The following is a 14,378-nucleotide window of genomic DNA, read 5'->3' as shown; positions in this document are numbered from 1 at the left end:
GGGGCCGCGGATTTTCGGAAGTCTTCGGAAGGAAAGCCATGGCCATGGACGCCGTCTCCGTCATCCGCACCAAGCGGGACCGCGGTGAGCTCAGCGACACGCAGATCGACTGGGTCATCGACGCGTACACCCGCGGCGAGGTCGCCGACTACCAGATGGCCGCCCTCAACATGGCGATCCTGCTCAACGGCATGAACCGCCGCGAGATCGCCCGCTGGACCGCCGCGATGATCGCCTCCGGCGAGCGCATGGAGTTCTCCTCCCTCTCCCGCCCGACCGCCGACAAGCACTCCACGGGCGGCGTCGGCGACAAGATCACCCTCCCGCTGGCGCCGCTGGTCGCCGCCTGCGGCGCGGCGGTCCCGCAGCTGTCCGGACGCGGCCTCGGCCACACCGGCGGCACGCTCGACAAGCTGGAGTCCATCCCCGGCTGGCGCGCGCTCCTGTCGAACGAGGAGATGCTCCACGTCCTCGACACCACCGGTGCGGTGATCTGCGCGGCGGGCGACGGCCTGGCCCCCGCCGACAAGAAGCTGTACGCGCTGCGCGACGTGACCGGCACGGTCGAGGCGATCCCGCTGATCGCGTCCTCCATCATGTCGAAGAAGATTGCGGAGGGCACCGGCTCGCTGGTCCTGGACGTGAAGGTCGGCACCGGCGCCTTCATGAAGACCATCGAGGACGCCCGCGAACTCGCCTCCACGATGGTCGGGCTGGGCACCGACCACGGCGTGAAGACGGTCGCGCTCCTCACGGACATGTCGACCCCGCTGGGCCTGACGGCCGGCAACGCGCTCGAAGTGCGGGAGTCCGTCGAGGTGCTGGCGGGCGGCGGCCCCTCGGACGTCGTCGACCTCACCCTCGCCCTGGCGCGCGAGATGCTGGACGCGGCGGGCATCAAGGACGCCGACCCGGCGAAGGCCCTCGCCGACGGTTCGGCGATGGACGTCTGGCGCCGCATGATCGCCGCGCAGGGCGGTGACCCGGACGCCGCCCTGCCCACCTCCCGCGAGCAGCACGTGGTGACGGCCCCGTCCTCCGGCGTCCTGACCCGCCTGGACGCCTACGACATCGGCATCGCGGCCTGGCGCCTGGGCGCGGGCCGCGCCCGCAAGGAGGACCCGGTGCAGGCCGCCGCGGGCGTCGAACTGCACGCCAAGCCCGGCGACACCGTCACCGCGGGCCAGCCCCTGCTGACCCTCCACACCGACACCCCCGAGCGCTTCGAATACGCGCTGGAGTCGGTCGAGGGTTCGTACGACATCGCGGCGGCGGGCACGGACTTCAAGGCCACTCCGGTCGTGCTGGAACGTATCGCCTGATGCGGTGAGGCAGTTGAGAGGGGCCGGCCCCAAGAGACGCTGTTGGCGCCTCCGCTGCGGACGGGTAGTCGGCCGCGGGAATGTGACACTCGCCGCGCAAGTGTCACATTCCCCGGGCCACACCCCCATGGCCCCCGGGGCACCGGCCCGACCGCCGACCACGCCGACCGGGATTCACCAACAGCGTCCCAAGACGCCGGCCGCTCTCTCCCGCACCCCGTCATCCGAGGAGGGCCGCGATCACCACCAGCACCGGCACCGACAGGATCGTCGACAGCAGGATCGACTCCCGGGCCAGCGTCTCGCCGACCCGGTAGCGGGAGGCGTACGTGAAGAGGTTCTGGGCGGCGGGCAGCGCCGAGGTGACCACGACGTCGAGCAGGGGCGCGCCGCGCAGCCCGAACAGGCCGACGGCCAGGGCCCAGGCGGCCAGCGGCTGGCCCACCGACTTCAGGGCGACGGACAGCAGCACCGGTTGCCGGTCCGCGCCCCGGCCGGGCAGCGTGCTGCCGCACAGCGAGATGCCGAACGCCAGCAGCACGGCGGGCACCGACATGTTGCCGATCAGGGTGAGCGGGTCCATGACCGGCCCCGGCAGCGTCAGACCGGTCGCCGACACCGCGACCCCGCTCAGCGAGCCGACCGCGATGGGGTTGCGCAGCGGGGTGATCAGCCGCCGCCACAGCGGACCCTTCGCGCCCTGCCCCGACAGGTCGAGGACGGTGAGCGCGATGGGCGTGACCATGATCTGCTGAAACAGCAGCACGGGCGCGACGAGCGAGGCGTCACCGAGCACGTACACCGCGATCGGGATACCGAGGTTGCCCGAGTTGACGTAACTGGAGCAGAGCGCGCCGATCGTCGTCCGGCCCACGCCCCAGCCGCGTACGGCCCCGACCGCGACGAAGACGCCGGCCGCCGCGGCCGTGCTCATCGCCGTCACCAGGAGCCGGCTGGAGAAGATCACCGACAGGTCGGCCCGGGCGAGCGTCGTGAACAGCAGCGCTGGGGAGGCCACGTGGAAGGCGAGCTTCGTCAGCACCTCCCGCCCGTTGTCCCCGAGATAGCCGCGGCGCCCGATGACGTAACCGACCACGATGACGACGGCGATGACCGCGAAACCTGTCAACACCCCCTGCACGGCACCTCCTTGGAGGAAAGGAGGCAGCCGGTCATGTCATCGGGCACAGGTTCATGGGGCATACACCCAACCCTCTGGGGAAGGCCGGGCGCAGGTCAACGTGATCCTGGACGCGAGCGCGCGGGACCGGCCTGGTGATCCCCCGATGAGCTTCGTGATCCCCCCGATGAGTTCCGCGCCCCCGGCCGGTCTACTGACCGTGGACGCCACGACACCCGCCGTACTCGTGCTGCCCGGCCCCGTCACCCGCGACGAGGTGCCGGGGCTCTGCGACGCCGTGCGCGCACAGCTGGCCGCGACCGGGGCAGGGGTCGTCGTCTGCGATGTCGCGGGGCTCGGCGCGCCCGGCCTGGCCACCGTCGACGCACTGGCCAGGATGCAGCTCGCCGCCCGCCAGGCCGGGGGCCGTATCCACCTGCGCGCCCCGGCCCCACCCCTCCTCCTGCTCCTCGATCTAGTCGGCCTCCGCTTCGAGCTGGAGGGGAAGACCGAAGAGCGGGAACCAGCGCTTGGCGTCGAGGAAGCAGTGGAACCCGGCGATCCGGCCGTCTGATATCTCCAGGGCCTGGATCGCCCAGGCGCTGAAGCCGCCCTCCCCGGGATCGGGCTTGTAGTGCGCGAACCCGGGCAGACCGTTCACGGCGACCGGCAGCAGGCGCGAGCCCGCGCAGGAGGCACCGAGGGTCGTCATGAAGCCGGTGATGTCGCCCGTGCCGCGCAGCCACAGGTCGAACGGCGGCATCGTCATGATCGCGTCCTCGTGGAGCAGCGCGGTCAGCGCCGTCATGTCGTACCCCTCGAACGCGGCGACATAGCGCTCGAGCAGCTTCCGCTGCTCCTCGTCGAGCGGGTCGGAGACGGCGGCCTCGGTGGTGTCGCTCTCCGCGAGGGTCGCGCGGGCCCGCTGCAGCGCGCTGTTGACCGAGGCGACCGTGGTGCCGAGCAGCTCGGCGACCTCGCTCGCCTTCCACGCGAGGACCTCGCGCAGAATGAGCACGGCCCGCTGCTTGGCCGGCAGCTGCTGCAGGGCGGCCATGAACGCGAGCCGCACCGACTCCTTGGCGACCGCCGCCTCGGCCGGGTCACTGACGGTCGGCAGCACGCGCCCGTCGGGCATCGGCTCCAGCCAGGTGCTGTCCGGGCGCGGGGTGAGTGCCGCCTGAGCCAGCGGCGAGGGGCCGGTCAGATCCATCGGACGAGCCCTCCGGTTGTCCGCGTTCAGCATGTCGAGGCACACATTGGTGGCGATCCGGTACAGCCAGGACCGCATCGACGAGCGGCCCTCGAACTTGTCGTAGCTCCGCCAGGCGCGGACCATCGTGTCCTGCACCGCGTCCTCCGCCTCGAAGGACGAGCCGAGCATCCGATAGCAGTACCCGGTGAGCTCGACCCGGTGCTTCTCCAGCCGGACGTCCAGATCTGTCGTTGTCGCCGTACCGTCGCGCATAGCCAACCCGCCCCTGTGGCCGTTCCTGTCGCACCGTCGCCTCTCTGCGCCGGCACTTCGGAAGCTACCGCAGCCCACTGACAATGGCCCCTGGGGCGGGAAGAAGCGCAGCTCAGACCAGTTGCTTCACGGACATGAGCAGATGCCGGTACCCACCGCCCACTTCCGCCCCCGACCCGGCCTCGGGCCCGCGCCCGGTCCCGCTGAGCAGCGCCCGCTGCCCCGGCCCCAGCAGCTCCAGCCGCACCCGTGCCTCCTCGAAGGAGTTCAGGGCGTCCAGCAGATACGCCGGGTTGAAGGCGACCGTCATCTCGTCCGCACCGGTCAGCGTGGCGGGCAGCAGCTGGGAGGCCACGTCGTCGGCGTACCCGGCGCGCAGCAGCACGGACCCCTCGGCTCCCTCGCCACCGGTGAAGTCCAGCCGTACGGGACTGTTCGCCTCGGCGACGACGGCGACCCGCCGCACGGCCTCCGCCAGCGCCCCGCACTCCACCTCCGCTACCGCGGCGTCGGCCACGGAGAACAGCGAGCCGTGCCGCGGCAGCCGCCCCTCCATCAGCCGTACCGCCGTCCGCATCGCCCCGCCCGCGAAGCCGATCATGCCGCCGCCCGCGGGGTCGAGTCCGATGCGCACCTCGCCGGAGCGGGCCAACGAACGGGCGATCTCGTGCAGTCGCCGCGCGGGCAGCAGCGCCTCCACGACCCCGTCGAGGGCCGCCTCGGGCTTCCAGGCCAGGGTGCGCACCGCGTACCGGTAGCGGTCCGACGCGGAGAGCGTCATCTCCTGACCGGACAGCCGCAGTTGTACGCCGGTGAGCACCGGCAGCGTGTCGTCGCGCCCGGCGGCCACGGCGACCTGGGACACCGCGGTCGCGAACGCGGCGGCGTCCACGGTGCCGCGCGGCTCGGGCGGCACCGGCAGCGCGGGGTACTCGTCCTTGGGCAGCGTCGACAGGCCGAAGCGCGTGCCGCCCGCCTCCACCGTGAACCGGGTCCCCTCCAGCGAGCAGTTCACCGGCCCTGGTGGCAGCACCCGGCAGATGTCCAGCAGCCGACGCCCCAGCACGAGGATCTGTCCGCCCGCTCCCGTCTCGACATCGATCTCGATCCGCGCCGCCGTCTCGAAGTCGAACCCCGAGATGCTCAGCCGCCCCGGGCCCGCTTCCAGGAGCAGCCCGCCCAGTACCGGTACCGGCGAGCGGGTGGGCAGGGTGCGGGCCGCCCAGGCCACCGCCTCGGCGAAGTCGTCACGATCGGCGCGGAACTCCATGAAAAATCCCCCTGTTCGGGCCAGTTGACCGGGTGGAGGCTATGCGCCACCACTGACAACGGGCTCCGACCAGGGGGAACGTAGGAGCGGCTGGAACGCTCAGTGGGCCAGGGCCGGTTCGCGGCGGGCCTGCACCCGTGCCGCGCGCGAGCCGAACACCGTGATCGTGACGACCCCGAGGACCGCGAACAGTCCGAGCGCCACCGTCCCGGCCCAGCCGCCCGCGTGGAAGGCGACCGCGCCGAGCGTGCTGCCCGCGCTGGAGCCGATGTAGTACGCCGACTGGTAGAGCGCCGAGGCCTGGGCGCGGCCCTGCTTGGCGGTGTGGCTGACCGACGAGGACGCCACCGCGTGGCCCGCGAAGAAGCCCGCGGTGATCAGGACCAGGCCGAGCAGGACGAGCGGAAGGGAGTCGGCCAGGGAGAGGAGCAGACCGGAGGTCGTCGTGCCGCCCGCCAGGTACAGCGAGCCGCGCCGCCCCAGCCGGGCGACCAGCCTGCCCGCCGTCGACGCCGACACCGTACCGACCAGATACACCAGGAAGATCGAGCCGATGATGCCCTGCGGGAGGGAGAACGGTGCGGCGGTCAGGCGGTAGCCGATCACCGTGTAGACCCCGCCGAAGACCATCATGAACAGCGCGCCGATCGCGTACAGCCGGCACAGCAGCGGGTTCGCGAGGTGGTCACGGACCGTACGGGCCAGCACCCGCGGCCGCAGCGAGCCGGGCGTGAAGTGCTTCGGCGCGGGCAGCAGCAGCCGGAAGGCCACCGCGCACGCCACGGCGATGATCCCGATCGTGGAGACGGCCACCCGCCAGCCCCACTCCTGCGCGACCCAGCCGGTGATGACCCGGCCGCTCATCCCCCCGACGCTGTTGCCCGCCACGAACAGACCGATCGCGGTGATCAGCGCCTTGGGGCGGACCTCCTCGGCCAGATACGCCGTCGCCGACGCCGGAAGCCCCGCCAGCGCCGCACCCTGCACCGCCCGCAGCGCGACCAGCGCGCCGATGGAGGGCGCGAAGGGGACGAGCAGCCCGACCGTCACCGCGACCGCCAGCGACGCCGTCATCAACGTACGCCGCCCGAACCGCTCCGACAGCGCGCTCATCGGCAGCACGAACAGCGCCAGCGCGCCCGTCGCCGCCGACACCGTCCAGCTCGCCTCGCTCGCGCTGACCCCGAAGTCCGTGGAGACGAGCGGGAGGAGGGCCTGCGTGGAGTAGAGGAGCGCGAAGGTCGCGACACCCGCGAGGAAGAGCGCGAAGCTCATCCGGCGGTAGCCGGGCCCACCCGGGGTCAGACGGGAGTCGACGACGGGGGCGGAGGCGGGGGCGGAGGCGGTGGCGCCCACGGTGGTGGACGCCCCGGTACTGGCGGAAGGCATGCTTCGAAACTAAAGAGGCGCCGCTCATCCGTCCAATGCATGGAATCGCCATAATCGTTCCCATGGTGCATCAGCAGAGGTCAGGAACTCACCTGTCGCCGTCGAGTCACACAAGTGACGCAGAAGACAGCGCGCGCATGTCGAGGTTGCTCGCCCCACGCCTCGCGTACTTCGCCGGGGTCGCCCGCACCGAGCACGTCACGCGGGCCGCGCAGGAGATGCAGGTCCCGCAGTCCACCCTGTCGCGGGCCATGGTCCGCCTCGAACAGGACCTGGGCGTGGACCTGTTCGCACGCCGGGGCCGTACGGTCTCCCTCACCTCCGCGGGCCGTACGTTCCTCTCCTCCGTCGAACGCGCCCTCGCCGAGATCGAGCGCGCCGCCGACGAGGTCCGCGCGGACGCCGACCCGGCCACCGGCAAGGTCGCGTTCGGCTTTCTGCACACCATGGGCTCGGAGACCGTCCCCGGCCTGATCCGCGCCTTCCGCGCCGACCACCCCCGGGTCCGCTTCTCCCTCGTCCAGAACTACGGCGAGGCGATGCTGGAGGGGCTGCGCTCGGGCGAACTGGACCTGTGCCTCACCTCGCCGGTGCCGGACGCGCCCGATCTGGTGGGCCGCCGCCTCGACGAGCAGAAGCTGCGGCTCGTCGTACCGGCCGACCATCGCCTCGCCGCCCGCAAACGCGTCCGCCTCGCCGAGGCCGCCAACGAGACCTTCGTGACCCTCGAACCCGGCTACGGCATGCGCCGCATCACCGACGACCTCTGCCAGGAGGCCGGCTTCAAACCGCGGATCGCCTTCGAGGGCGAGGAGGCCGAGACCCTACGAGGCCTCGTGGCCGCCGGTCTGGGAGTAGCCCTCCTGCCCCCACCGGCCGTGGCCCGCCCGGGAGTCGTCGAACTGACGGTCACGGCCCCGCGCGCGGTCCGGGAGATCGGCGTGGCCTGGCTGGACGGCCACCCCGACACGCCCCCGGTGGCAGCCTTCAAGAAGTTCCTGCTGTCGAGACGGGGCCACTTGCTACCGGACTAGAGGGGCAGGCGTGCCCCTTTAGGGGCGCGGGGCTGTGACATTGTGCGGCTCCGCCGCGTGGGCGCGACCAGCCCCCACAACCCGCAGCCGAATGACAACCTAGCGACGCAGAGCCTTGCCGAAGCCGGAGGCAAGCGGCATCCGCAACCCCAAAGGCGGCGGAGCGGCAAGCGCATCCTCCAACGGCCGCGCCAGCCCGCGCCCGAACAACGCGCCCATCACGAAGTTCTCCGCCAGCGCATGGACTTCGGACCGGTACTGGTGCAACCCGTGCCCGTCGGAGTGGACCTCGAACCGGCAGATGTCCCGGTTGGACTTCTTGGCCCGTGCCGCGAGCCGGAAGGACAACTCCGGGTCGGAGCGCTCGTCGTTGGTGCCGTGCACGATCAGCACGCGCCGCCCGGCGAGCTGCTTCACCGGTTCGGGTGGCGCCGCCACGTCCTCCTCGGGGAGCCAGGGGGCGAGCGCCAGAACGGAGTTGACGGCGGTGTGACCGGCCGCGCGCAGCGCCGCCCGGCCGCCCATGTCCACACCGGCCAGGCACACGGGCACGTCCCCGTAGCGGCGTACGACCTCGTCGGCGGCCCAGGACGCGTCGCTCGCGAGGTGGGCCTCGCTGCCGTTCCAGCCGCGGAAGCGGTAGTGCACGACATGGGTCGCCAGGCCCTCCGTGCGTCCCGCGCGCGTGAGGCGGCGCCCGAGCGCGCGTACGGAGGCGGTCGCCAACATCGGGGACGGTCTGCGCGCGGAGACCTCGTCGCCGCCCGGGAGCAGCAGAACCACTCCGCTGACCGCCGTCGGCTCCGGGCCGAGCGCCCTCCCCAGCCGGGCCATGCGAACCGGCGTCGCTTGCTGTGCCATGACAGAACAGTCTCAGAAGTAGCGGTGTACGCCACCCGTCCGCTGGGTCACCGTTACGTATCGACGAACGGCGCAACCGGAAATCTACGCGCGTAGGGACTACAGTGCGAAAATGACGAGCCAGATCCAGAACACCCCGAGCTCGGATCAGATCCGCCGGGCGCCCAAGGTCCTGCTGCACGATCACCTCGACGGGGGCCTGCGCCCCGGGACGATCGTCGAACTCGCCCAGGAGGCCGGCTATTCCGGGCTCCCCGAGACCGACCCCGACAAACTCGACGTCTGGTTCCGCGAGGCCGCCGACTCCGGTTCCCTGGAGCGGTATCTGGAGACCTTCGCCCATACCTGCGCCGTCATGCAGACCCGCGAGGCGCTGGTGCGGGTCGCCGCCGAGTGCGCCGAGGATCTCGCCGAGGACGGGGTCGTATACGCCGAGGTGCGTTATGCGCCCGAGCAGCATCTGGAGGCCGGGCTCACCCTCGAAGAGGTCGTCGAGGCGGTCAACGAGGGCTTCCGGGAGGGCGAGCGGCGCGCGCGGGAGAACGGCCACCGCATCCGGGTGGGCGCCCTGCTCACCGCCATGCGGCATGCGGCCCGCTCCCTGGAGATCGCCGAACTGGCCAACAACTACCGCGACTTGGGCGTGGTGGGCTTCGACATCGCGGGCGCCGAGGCGGGCTTCCCGCCCACCCGTCACCTCGACGCCTTCGAGTACCTCAAGCGCGAGAACAACCACTTCACCATCCACGCCGGCGAGGCCTTCGGGCTTCCGTCGATCTGGCAGGCGCTCCAGTGGTGCGGTGCCGACCGGCTCGGCCACGGCGTCCGGATCATCGACGACATCCAGGTCGCGGCCGACGGCTCGGTGAAGCTCGGACGGCTGGCGTCGTACGTCCGCGACAAGCGCATCCCGCTGGAGATGTGCCCCAGCTCCAACCTCCAGACCGGCGCCGCCGACTCCTACGCCGCCCATCCGATCGGCCTGCTGCGCCGCCTGCACTTCCGGGCGACGGTGAACACGGACAACCGCCTCATGTCCGGGACGAGCATGAGCCGCGAATTCGAGCACCTTGTCGAGGCGTTCGGTTATTCGCTCGATGATATGCAGTGGTTCTCAGTCAATGCTATGAAGTCAGCATTCATTCCTTTCGATGAACGACTGGCCATGATCAATGACGTGATCAAGCCCGGCTATGCCGAACTCAAGTCCGAATGGCTGTTCCAGCAGACCGCTTCCACCAGGGGTTCTTTGGAGGATCAGGCCTGATCGGAGAGGTGAGAAGCGGCCGGGTCTTCACTCCGTCTCCATGAATCTGCCGCTTTTCGATGTTTGCGGAGGGTGGCTCCGCGTGTTTACGTTTTTGGACCGCTCACATCCCCGTCACACGGATCCAAGGACGCATTCATCATGAAGCAGTCTGCTGCCAAGACCCTCGGTGTCGCCGCTCTCGGTGCTGCCTTCGCCGCCGTCGGCGCGGGTGCCGCGAGTGCCGCGCCGGCCGTGCCGGACACCTCCCAGGCGCTGGACACCGTCACCCAGACGCTGCCCGCGCAGAACGCCGCGGCGGCGCTCCCGGGCGCGGGAGAGGCGATCGCCCAGGGGCAGGGCGCGCTCGGCGCGGGAGTGGCCGCCGCCCAGCCCGCTGTCTCGAAGGTGCTCGCCGACGGGCCGACCGCTCCGGTCGCCGGGCTGCTCGGCGGTCTGCCGCTGCACGGCCTGCCGACGCACGGGCTGCCGCTGAACGGGCTGCCGCTCGGCTGACACCTTCACCCGTACGAACGCCGGTGGGGCGCACCCTGGTCGGGGTGCGCCCCACCGCCGTGTCGCTCACCAGGCGGTGCGGGCCTTGTCCTCGGACGGGAACAGGATCCACAGCGCTATGTAGAGCAGGAACTGCGGGCCCGGGAGCAGGCAGGAGAGCACGAAGAGCACGCGCATCGTGGTCGCGGAGGTGCCGAAGCGCCGTGCCAGCGCTGCGCACACTCCGCCGATCATGCGGCCGTTGGTGGGGCGGGCAAGGGCGCTCATGGTGGCTCCTTCGTGAACCGTGGTGGAGTGCCGGGCAGTTGGGCTGTCCGGCTGCGTCGTCTTCGTCGATGTCCTCATCGATGTCTTCAACGCTACGGTGACGAAGCGGGCGAAGCGTCGCTCTACGGGGCGATACCGACCCTGGGAATCGTCGGGGTCCGACCCTGAGCCATGTCCTCCCGGGGGAGGGCCGAGCGCCGCCGCGTCTCGGTCCGGCGGCGGAGCCCGGCCCTGGCGGCGGGCACGATCGCGAGGTGGGCCAGGGCGACGCCGACCGTGTTGAGCAGCAGCGAGTCGACGTCCACGACCTGGCCCGGGACGCCGGTCTGCAAGAGCTCGATCCCCAGCGAGAGCAGCGCGCCGGCGGCGACCGTACGGATGAGGGAGCCGACCGGCGACGCGGCGAGCTTGCCGCCTGCCATCGGGAGCAGGACGCCGAGCGGGGCGAGCAGGCCGAGGCCCTCGCCGATACGGCGGGCCGCCTCCGCCGGGCCCAGCGCGAGGTCGGCTCTGATGCCGGCGAACGGGCGCAGGTTGGCGGGGCTCACCCAGGGGACGTCCAGCGGGCGCAGCGTGATCCAGGCGACGAGCGCGAGGTGTGCGACGAGGAGCAGAGCTCCTGCCGCACGGACGCGGTTCACGGCGCTGCCGCCGCCTTCGCCTTGACGTTGCACGCCTCCCAAGACGCGGGGGTCGACGGGATCGGTTCCGAGTTGTTGGTGAGCTTGGGGCTGGGGGGTGAGGGATGCGCCACATGTACGGGGCGGGGTGGGCTGGGCGCGCCCACGCGGCGGAGCCGAGCGGTGTCACAGCCCCGCCAGTGTCACAGCCCCGCGCAGTGTTACAGCCCCGCACCCCTGAAAGCCTCCCGCTCCCTCACACTCCGGCAATCGTCGTCGACGGTGGGGACTGGGTGGTGGGGTTGGCGCGGACGTCGGTGGTGCACTCGTAGCGGCGGAGCGGGGTGGTGCCGGGGCCGCCGAGGACGACCGAGCCGTCGTCCTGGGCGGCGGCGGAGTCGGAGAAGGTGCAGATGATCTGGGAGAGGGCCGCGGAGGTCAGCTCCTGGGGCGGGGTGCTGAGGCGGAGCGTGTCCTCGGGGTCCTTGGGGCCGGTCCCGGTCACGGTCATGCCGCCGCGCACGGCCGTCGTGTAACCCGCCTGCTGCTCGGGCGCGGAGGGCGTTTCGGCGAGCTCGTCCAGCAGCCCCTGCGCCACCAGCACCCGCCGCGCCCCCTCCGCCGTACCGCTGGGAATACGCACGGACCGGTCGACCGTGACCAGTTGCCCGGAGCAGAGCAGGAAGACCTGGACCGGGACGCCGCGAGAGGTCTGGGTGGAGATGTCGGGGCCGGACAGTGCGCACGGGACCCGCGACGGTGCCGGGCCGAAGTCCGTCGGGACCTGTGTGGAGCGGATGCCGCAGCCCGTGAGCAGCACGGCGAGGAGCAGGGCGGACAGGAGCGGGGCGGTCGGCCGCCTACGCGCACCCCGACGTCGTACAGGTGTCACAGGTGTCGTCACACGCGTCACGGGCGTCACAGGCGCCGTCGGCGGCACAGGATTCACCACAGTCGTCATCCGGCGCTGCCCTCCGTTCCGGTGCCGGTGCCGTTTCCGGTCCCGTTCACGGTTCCGTTCCGTTCGCGCTCGTCGTCGGCCAGCAGCTCCGAGGCGTCCTGCGGGAGCCGGAGCGTGAAGACGGCGCCCCCCTCGGGTGCGTTCGCGGCGGTGATCTCGCCGCCGTGGATGTGCGCGTTCTCCAGGGCGATGGACAGGCCCAGGCCGCTGCCCTCGGAGCGGGGGCGGGACGCGCTCGCCTTGTAGAAGCGGTCGAAGACGTGCGGGAGGACGTCCTCGGGGATGCCGGGGCCGTGGTCCTGGACCTCGATGAGAAGGTCGTCCGCCTCTTCGCGGACCGAGACGCGGACCGGGCTGCCGCCGTGCTTGAGCGCGTTGCCGATCAGGTTCGCCAGGATCACGTCCAGGCGGCGCGGGTCGAGGCGCACGATGATGCCGCGCTCGGCGTCCAGGTCGACGGCGTCCAGCCAGGCGCGCGCGTCCATGCACGCGGTGATCTGGTCGGCGATGTCCACGTCGTCCAGGACGAGCCGGGCGGTGCCCGCGTCGAAACGGGTGACTTCCATGAGGTTCTCGACCAGGTCGTTGAGGCGGCGGGTCTCGCTGACGACCAGCCGGACGGCGGGTTCGATCATCGGGTCGACGCTGCCGGTCTCCGCGTCCAGTTCCTCTTCGAGGATCTCCGTCACCGCGGTGATCGCGGTGAGCGGCGTGCGGAGTTCGTGGGACATGTCCGCCACGAAGCGGCGGGACGCCTCGTCGCGGGCGCTCATGTCCTCGACCCGCTTTTCGAGCGCCTCCGCCGTGTGGTTGAACGTCCGGGAGAGGTCGGCGAGTTCGTCGGTGCCCGACACGCGCAGCCGGGTGTCGAGCTTGCCCTCGCCGAGGCGGCGGGCGGCGATGCCGAGGCGGTGCACCGGCTTGAGGACCGTCGTCGCGGCGGCCTGGGCGAGCAGCGCCGAGCCGATCAGGGCCAGGCCGGTGGCGATACCGAGCGACCAGGCCAGCGAGTTGAGGTCCTTGGCCTCCGGCTCCAGGGACTTGAGCATGTAGCCGGTCGTCGTACCACCGATCACCTTCGCACCGCCCACCAGGTACGGCTTGTCGTGGTCGGTGATGCGCTGCCAGTACAGGTGATAGGCGGACTCGTTGTTCGAGGAGAGCGGCTGCTCCTTGTTCACCGCGTTCTGGAGGGACTTGGGCACGTCGTCCAGCGTGAAGGTGTCCAGCGCGGAGTTGCCGACGACGGTCTTGCCGCCGCCGGCCTGGGCGACGAGGAGCACACTGAAGCGCTGGCTGCTGTTGGCCATCTGCCCGGCCGTGCGCTGCAGTTCGTCCTGCGCCGGGTGCACCGGCAGCATGCTCGCGTGATTGCGCATCTCCTGCTGGAAGTCACGCAGCACCGCGTCCTGCGTACGCGTCAGCACGGCCTCGCGGTTGAGCCAGTAAGCGATGCCCGACGCCGATACGGCGGCCGTGAGCGCGACGAGTCCGAACACCACGACCAGGCGCAGCCTGAGGCTGGTGAAGCGCAGCCCTGCCAGTATCGCCTTGCGCGCCGCGGCCCAGCCGTGGAGCTTGTCCTGCGGTTTGGTCACTGAGGAGTGTCCAGTCGGTAGCCGACTCCACGGACCGTACGGATCAGCGTGGGCGAGGACGGCACGTCCTCGATCTTCGCGCGCAGCCGCTGGACACACGCGTCCACCAGCCGCGAGTCGCCCAGATAGTCGTGCTCCCAGACCAGCCGCAGCAACTGCTGCCGGGACAGCGCCTGTCCGGGCCGCCGGCTCAGCTCCAGGAGCAGCCGCAGCTCGGTGGGCGTCAGCTGCAGATCCTCGCCGTTCTTGGTGACCGTCATCGCCGCCCGGTCGATGACGAGGGAACCGAACGTCGCCGAGTCGTTGGCCTCGCGCTCCCCGCGCCGCAGTACGGCCCTGATCCGGGCGTCGAGCACCCGCCCCTGCACGGGTTTGACGACATAGTCGTCGGCGCCGGACTCCAGCCCGACCACGACGTCGATGTCGTCGCTGCGCGCGGTCAGCAGAATGATCGGCAACTGGTCCGTGCGCCGGATGCGCCGGCACACCTCGAACCCGTCGATGCCGGGCAGCATCACATCCAGCACGATGAGATCCGGCCGCTGCTCACGCAGCAGTTTCAGACCGTCCTCGCCGGTGGCAGCGGTGGCCACCCGGTGTCCCTGGCGCGTCAAAGAGAGCTCCAGGGCCGTACGGATGGCGTCGTCGTCCTCGATCAGCAACAGGGAAGGCACGGACGTCATTCTGGCCCATGGTGAGGGGGTCT

General features: G+C 71.2%; 15 protein-coding genes. 5 read left to right on the top strand and 10 right to left on the bottom strand.

The genetic code is table 11. The features are described from left to right. The first annotated feature begins 38 nt into the window (after positions 1-38). The gene (locus OG747_RS16615) at positions 39-1,322 is read left to right on the top strand and encodes a thymidine phosphorylase (protein WP_405880121.1); all 1,284 of its coding nucleotides are present in this window, start codon (positions 39-41) and stop codon (positions 1,320-1,322) included. 220 nt (positions 1,323-1,542) lie between these two features. Here the strand turns inward: OG747_RS16615 and OG747_RS16610 are convergent, their stop codons facing one another. Then, positions 1,543-2,463, bottom strand: coding sequence for an AEC family transporter (locus OG747_RS16610; RefSeq protein ID WP_405880120.1), 921 nt, complete (start codon positions 2,461-2,463; stop codon positions 1,543-1,545). A gap of 166 nt (positions 2,464-2,629) precedes the next feature. Between OG747_RS16610 and OG747_RS16605 the strand changes: the two genes are divergently transcribed. Next, positions 2,630-3,016 (top strand): STAS domain-containing protein, encoded by a 387-nt coding sequence (locus OG747_RS16605; RefSeq protein ID WP_405885559.1) that lies wholly within the window; start codon positions 2,630-2,632, stop codon positions 3,014-3,016. Here OG747_RS16605 and OG747_RS16600 read toward each other — a convergent pair. The 3 genes from OG747_RS16600 to OG747_RS16590 all read right to left on the bottom strand — a co-directional run bounded on the left by OG747_RS16600 (position 2,918) and on the right by OG747_RS16590 (position 6,569). After that, positions 2,918-3,910, bottom strand: a complete 993-nt coding sequence (locus OG747_RS16600) for a sigma-70 family RNA polymerase sigma factor (RefSeq protein ID WP_405880118.1) — start codon at positions 3,908-3,910, stop codon at positions 2,918-2,920. The two genes, OG747_RS16605 and OG747_RS16600, sit on opposite strands and share 99 nt — an antisense overlap. Positions 3,911-4,022: 112 nt before the next feature. Then, positions 4,023-5,180 carry a DNA polymerase III subunit beta gene (gene dnaN / locus OG747_RS16595; protein WP_405880117.1) on the bottom strand — a complete coding sequence of 386 codons (1,158 nt, stop codon included), beginning with the start codon at positions 5,178-5,180 and terminating at the stop codon, positions 4,023-4,025. Positions 5,181-5,279: 99 nt separating this feature from the next. Next, a complete protein-coding gene (locus OG747_RS16590) occupies positions 5,280-6,569 on the bottom strand; it encodes an MFS transporter (protein ID WP_405880115.1) in 1,290 nt (429 codons plus the stop codon). 62 nt (positions 6,570-6,631) lie between these two features. On the opposite strand from OG747_RS16590, the gene OG747_RS16585 reads away from it, so the two are divergent. Beyond that, the gene (locus OG747_RS16585; RefSeq protein WP_405880114.1) at positions 6,632-7,603 is read left to right on the top strand and encodes a LysR substrate-binding domain-containing protein; all 972 of its coding nucleotides are present in this window, start codon (positions 6,632-6,634) and stop codon (positions 7,601-7,603) included. Positions 7,604-7,702: 99 nt separating this feature from the next. Here the strand turns inward: OG747_RS16585 and OG747_RS16580 are convergent, their stop codons facing one another. After that, entirely contained in the window at positions 7,703-8,464 is a 762-nt protein-coding gene (locus OG747_RS16580; protein ID WP_405880113.1) for an alpha/beta hydrolase, read from the bottom strand. A 112-nt stretch (positions 8,465-8,576) separates the two neighbouring features. Here OG747_RS16580 and OG747_RS16575 point away from each other — a divergent pair, with 112 nt between their 5' ends. Further along, the gene (locus tag OG747_RS16575; protein WP_405880112.1) at positions 8,577-9,731 is read left to right on the top strand and encodes an adenosine deaminase; all 1,155 of its coding nucleotides are present in this window, start codon (positions 8,577-8,579) and stop codon (positions 9,729-9,731) included. A 141-nt stretch (positions 9,732-9,872) separates the two neighbouring features. Continuing rightward, positions 9,873-10,226 carry an ATP-binding protein gene (locus tag OG747_RS16570; RefSeq protein ID WP_405880111.1) on the top strand — a complete coding sequence of 118 codons (354 nt, stop codon included), beginning with the start codon at positions 9,873-9,875 and terminating at the stop codon, positions 10,224-10,226. Positions 10,227-10,292: 66 nt separating this feature from the next. Here the strand turns inward: OG747_RS16570 and OG747_RS16565 are convergent, their stop codons facing one another. The 5 genes from OG747_RS16565 to afsQ1 form a co-directional block, all read right to left on the bottom strand. Further along, entirely contained in the window at positions 10,293-10,493 is a 201-nt protein-coding gene (locus OG747_RS16565) for a PspC domain-containing protein (RefSeq protein ID WP_405880110.1), read from the bottom strand. Positions 10,494-10,615: 122 nt separating this feature from the next. Further along, positions 10,616-11,167 (bottom strand): VanZ family protein, encoded by a 552-nt coding sequence (locus OG747_RS16560; RefSeq protein ID WP_405880109.1) that lies wholly within the window; start codon positions 11,165-11,167, stop codon positions 10,616-10,618. A gap of 202 nt (positions 11,168-11,369) precedes the next feature. Beyond that, positions 11,370-12,017, bottom strand: a complete 648-nt coding sequence (locus OG747_RS16555; RefSeq protein ID WP_405880108.1) for a hypothetical protein — start codon at positions 12,015-12,017, stop codon at positions 11,370-11,372. 53 nt (positions 12,018-12,070) lie between these two features. Further along, complete coding sequence (locus tag OG747_RS16550) at positions 12,071-13,672, bottom strand: ATP-binding protein (RefSeq protein ID WP_405880107.1); 1,602 nt, start codon at positions 13,670-13,672, stop codon at positions 12,071-12,073. Next, entirely contained in the window at positions 13,669-14,346 is a 678-nt protein-coding gene (afsQ1, locus tag OG747_RS16545; protein WP_054233761.1) for a two-component system response regulator AfsQ1, read from the bottom strand. Before afsQ1 ends, OG747_RS16550 begins: the two co-directional genes overlap by 4 nt. Positions 14,347-14,378: the final 32 nt, after the last annotated feature.

The sequence above is a fragment of the Streptomyces sp. NBC_01384 genome, assembly GCF_045040035.1.
Lineage (GTDB): Bacteria > Actinomycetota > Actinomycetes > Streptomycetales > Streptomycetaceae > Streptomyces.
The sequence above is the reverse complement of the archived record's forward strand: the minus strand, read 5'-3'. Positions and strand labels throughout refer to the sequence as shown.

Bases quoted from the DNA above. Each gene is read 5' to 3' on its own strand.
- OG747_RS16615 (WP_405880121.1), top strand. From the start codon at position 39: ATGGCCATGGACGCCGTCTCCGTCATCCGCACCAAGCGGGACCGCGGT.
- OG747_RS16605 (WP_405885559.1), top strand. From the start codon at position 2,630: ATGAGTTCCGCGCCCCCGGCCGGTCTACTGACCGTGGACGCCACGACA.
- OG747_RS16600 (WP_405880118.1), bottom strand. From the start codon at position 3,910: ATGCGCGACGGTACGGCGACAACGACAGATCTGGACGTCCGGCTGGAG.
- dnaN (WP_405880117.1), bottom strand. From the start codon at position 5,180: ATGGAGTTCCGCGCCGATCGTGACGACTTCGCCGAGGCGGTGGCCTGG.
- OG747_RS16590 (WP_405880115.1), bottom strand. From the start codon at position 6,569: ATGCCTTCCGCCAGTACCGGGGCGTCCACCACCGTGGGCGCCACCGCC.
- OG747_RS16585 (WP_405880114.1), top strand. From the start codon at position 6,632: ATGGTGCATCAGCAGAGGTCAGGAACTCACCTGTCGCCGTCGAGTCAC.
- OG747_RS16580 (WP_405880113.1), bottom strand. From the start codon at position 8,464: ATGGCACAGCAAGCGACGCCGGTTCGCATGGCCCGGCTGGGGAGGGCG.
- OG747_RS16575 (WP_405880112.1), top strand. From the start codon at position 8,577: ATGACGAGCCAGATCCAGAACACCCCGAGCTCGGATCAGATCCGCCGG.
- OG747_RS16570 (WP_405880111.1), top strand. From the start codon at position 9,873: ATGAAGCAGTCTGCTGCCAAGACCCTCGGTGTCGCCGCTCTCGGTGCT.
- OG747_RS16565 (WP_405880110.1), bottom strand. From the start codon at position 10,493: ATGAGCGCCCTTGCCCGCCCCACCAACGGCCGCATGATCGGCGGAGTG.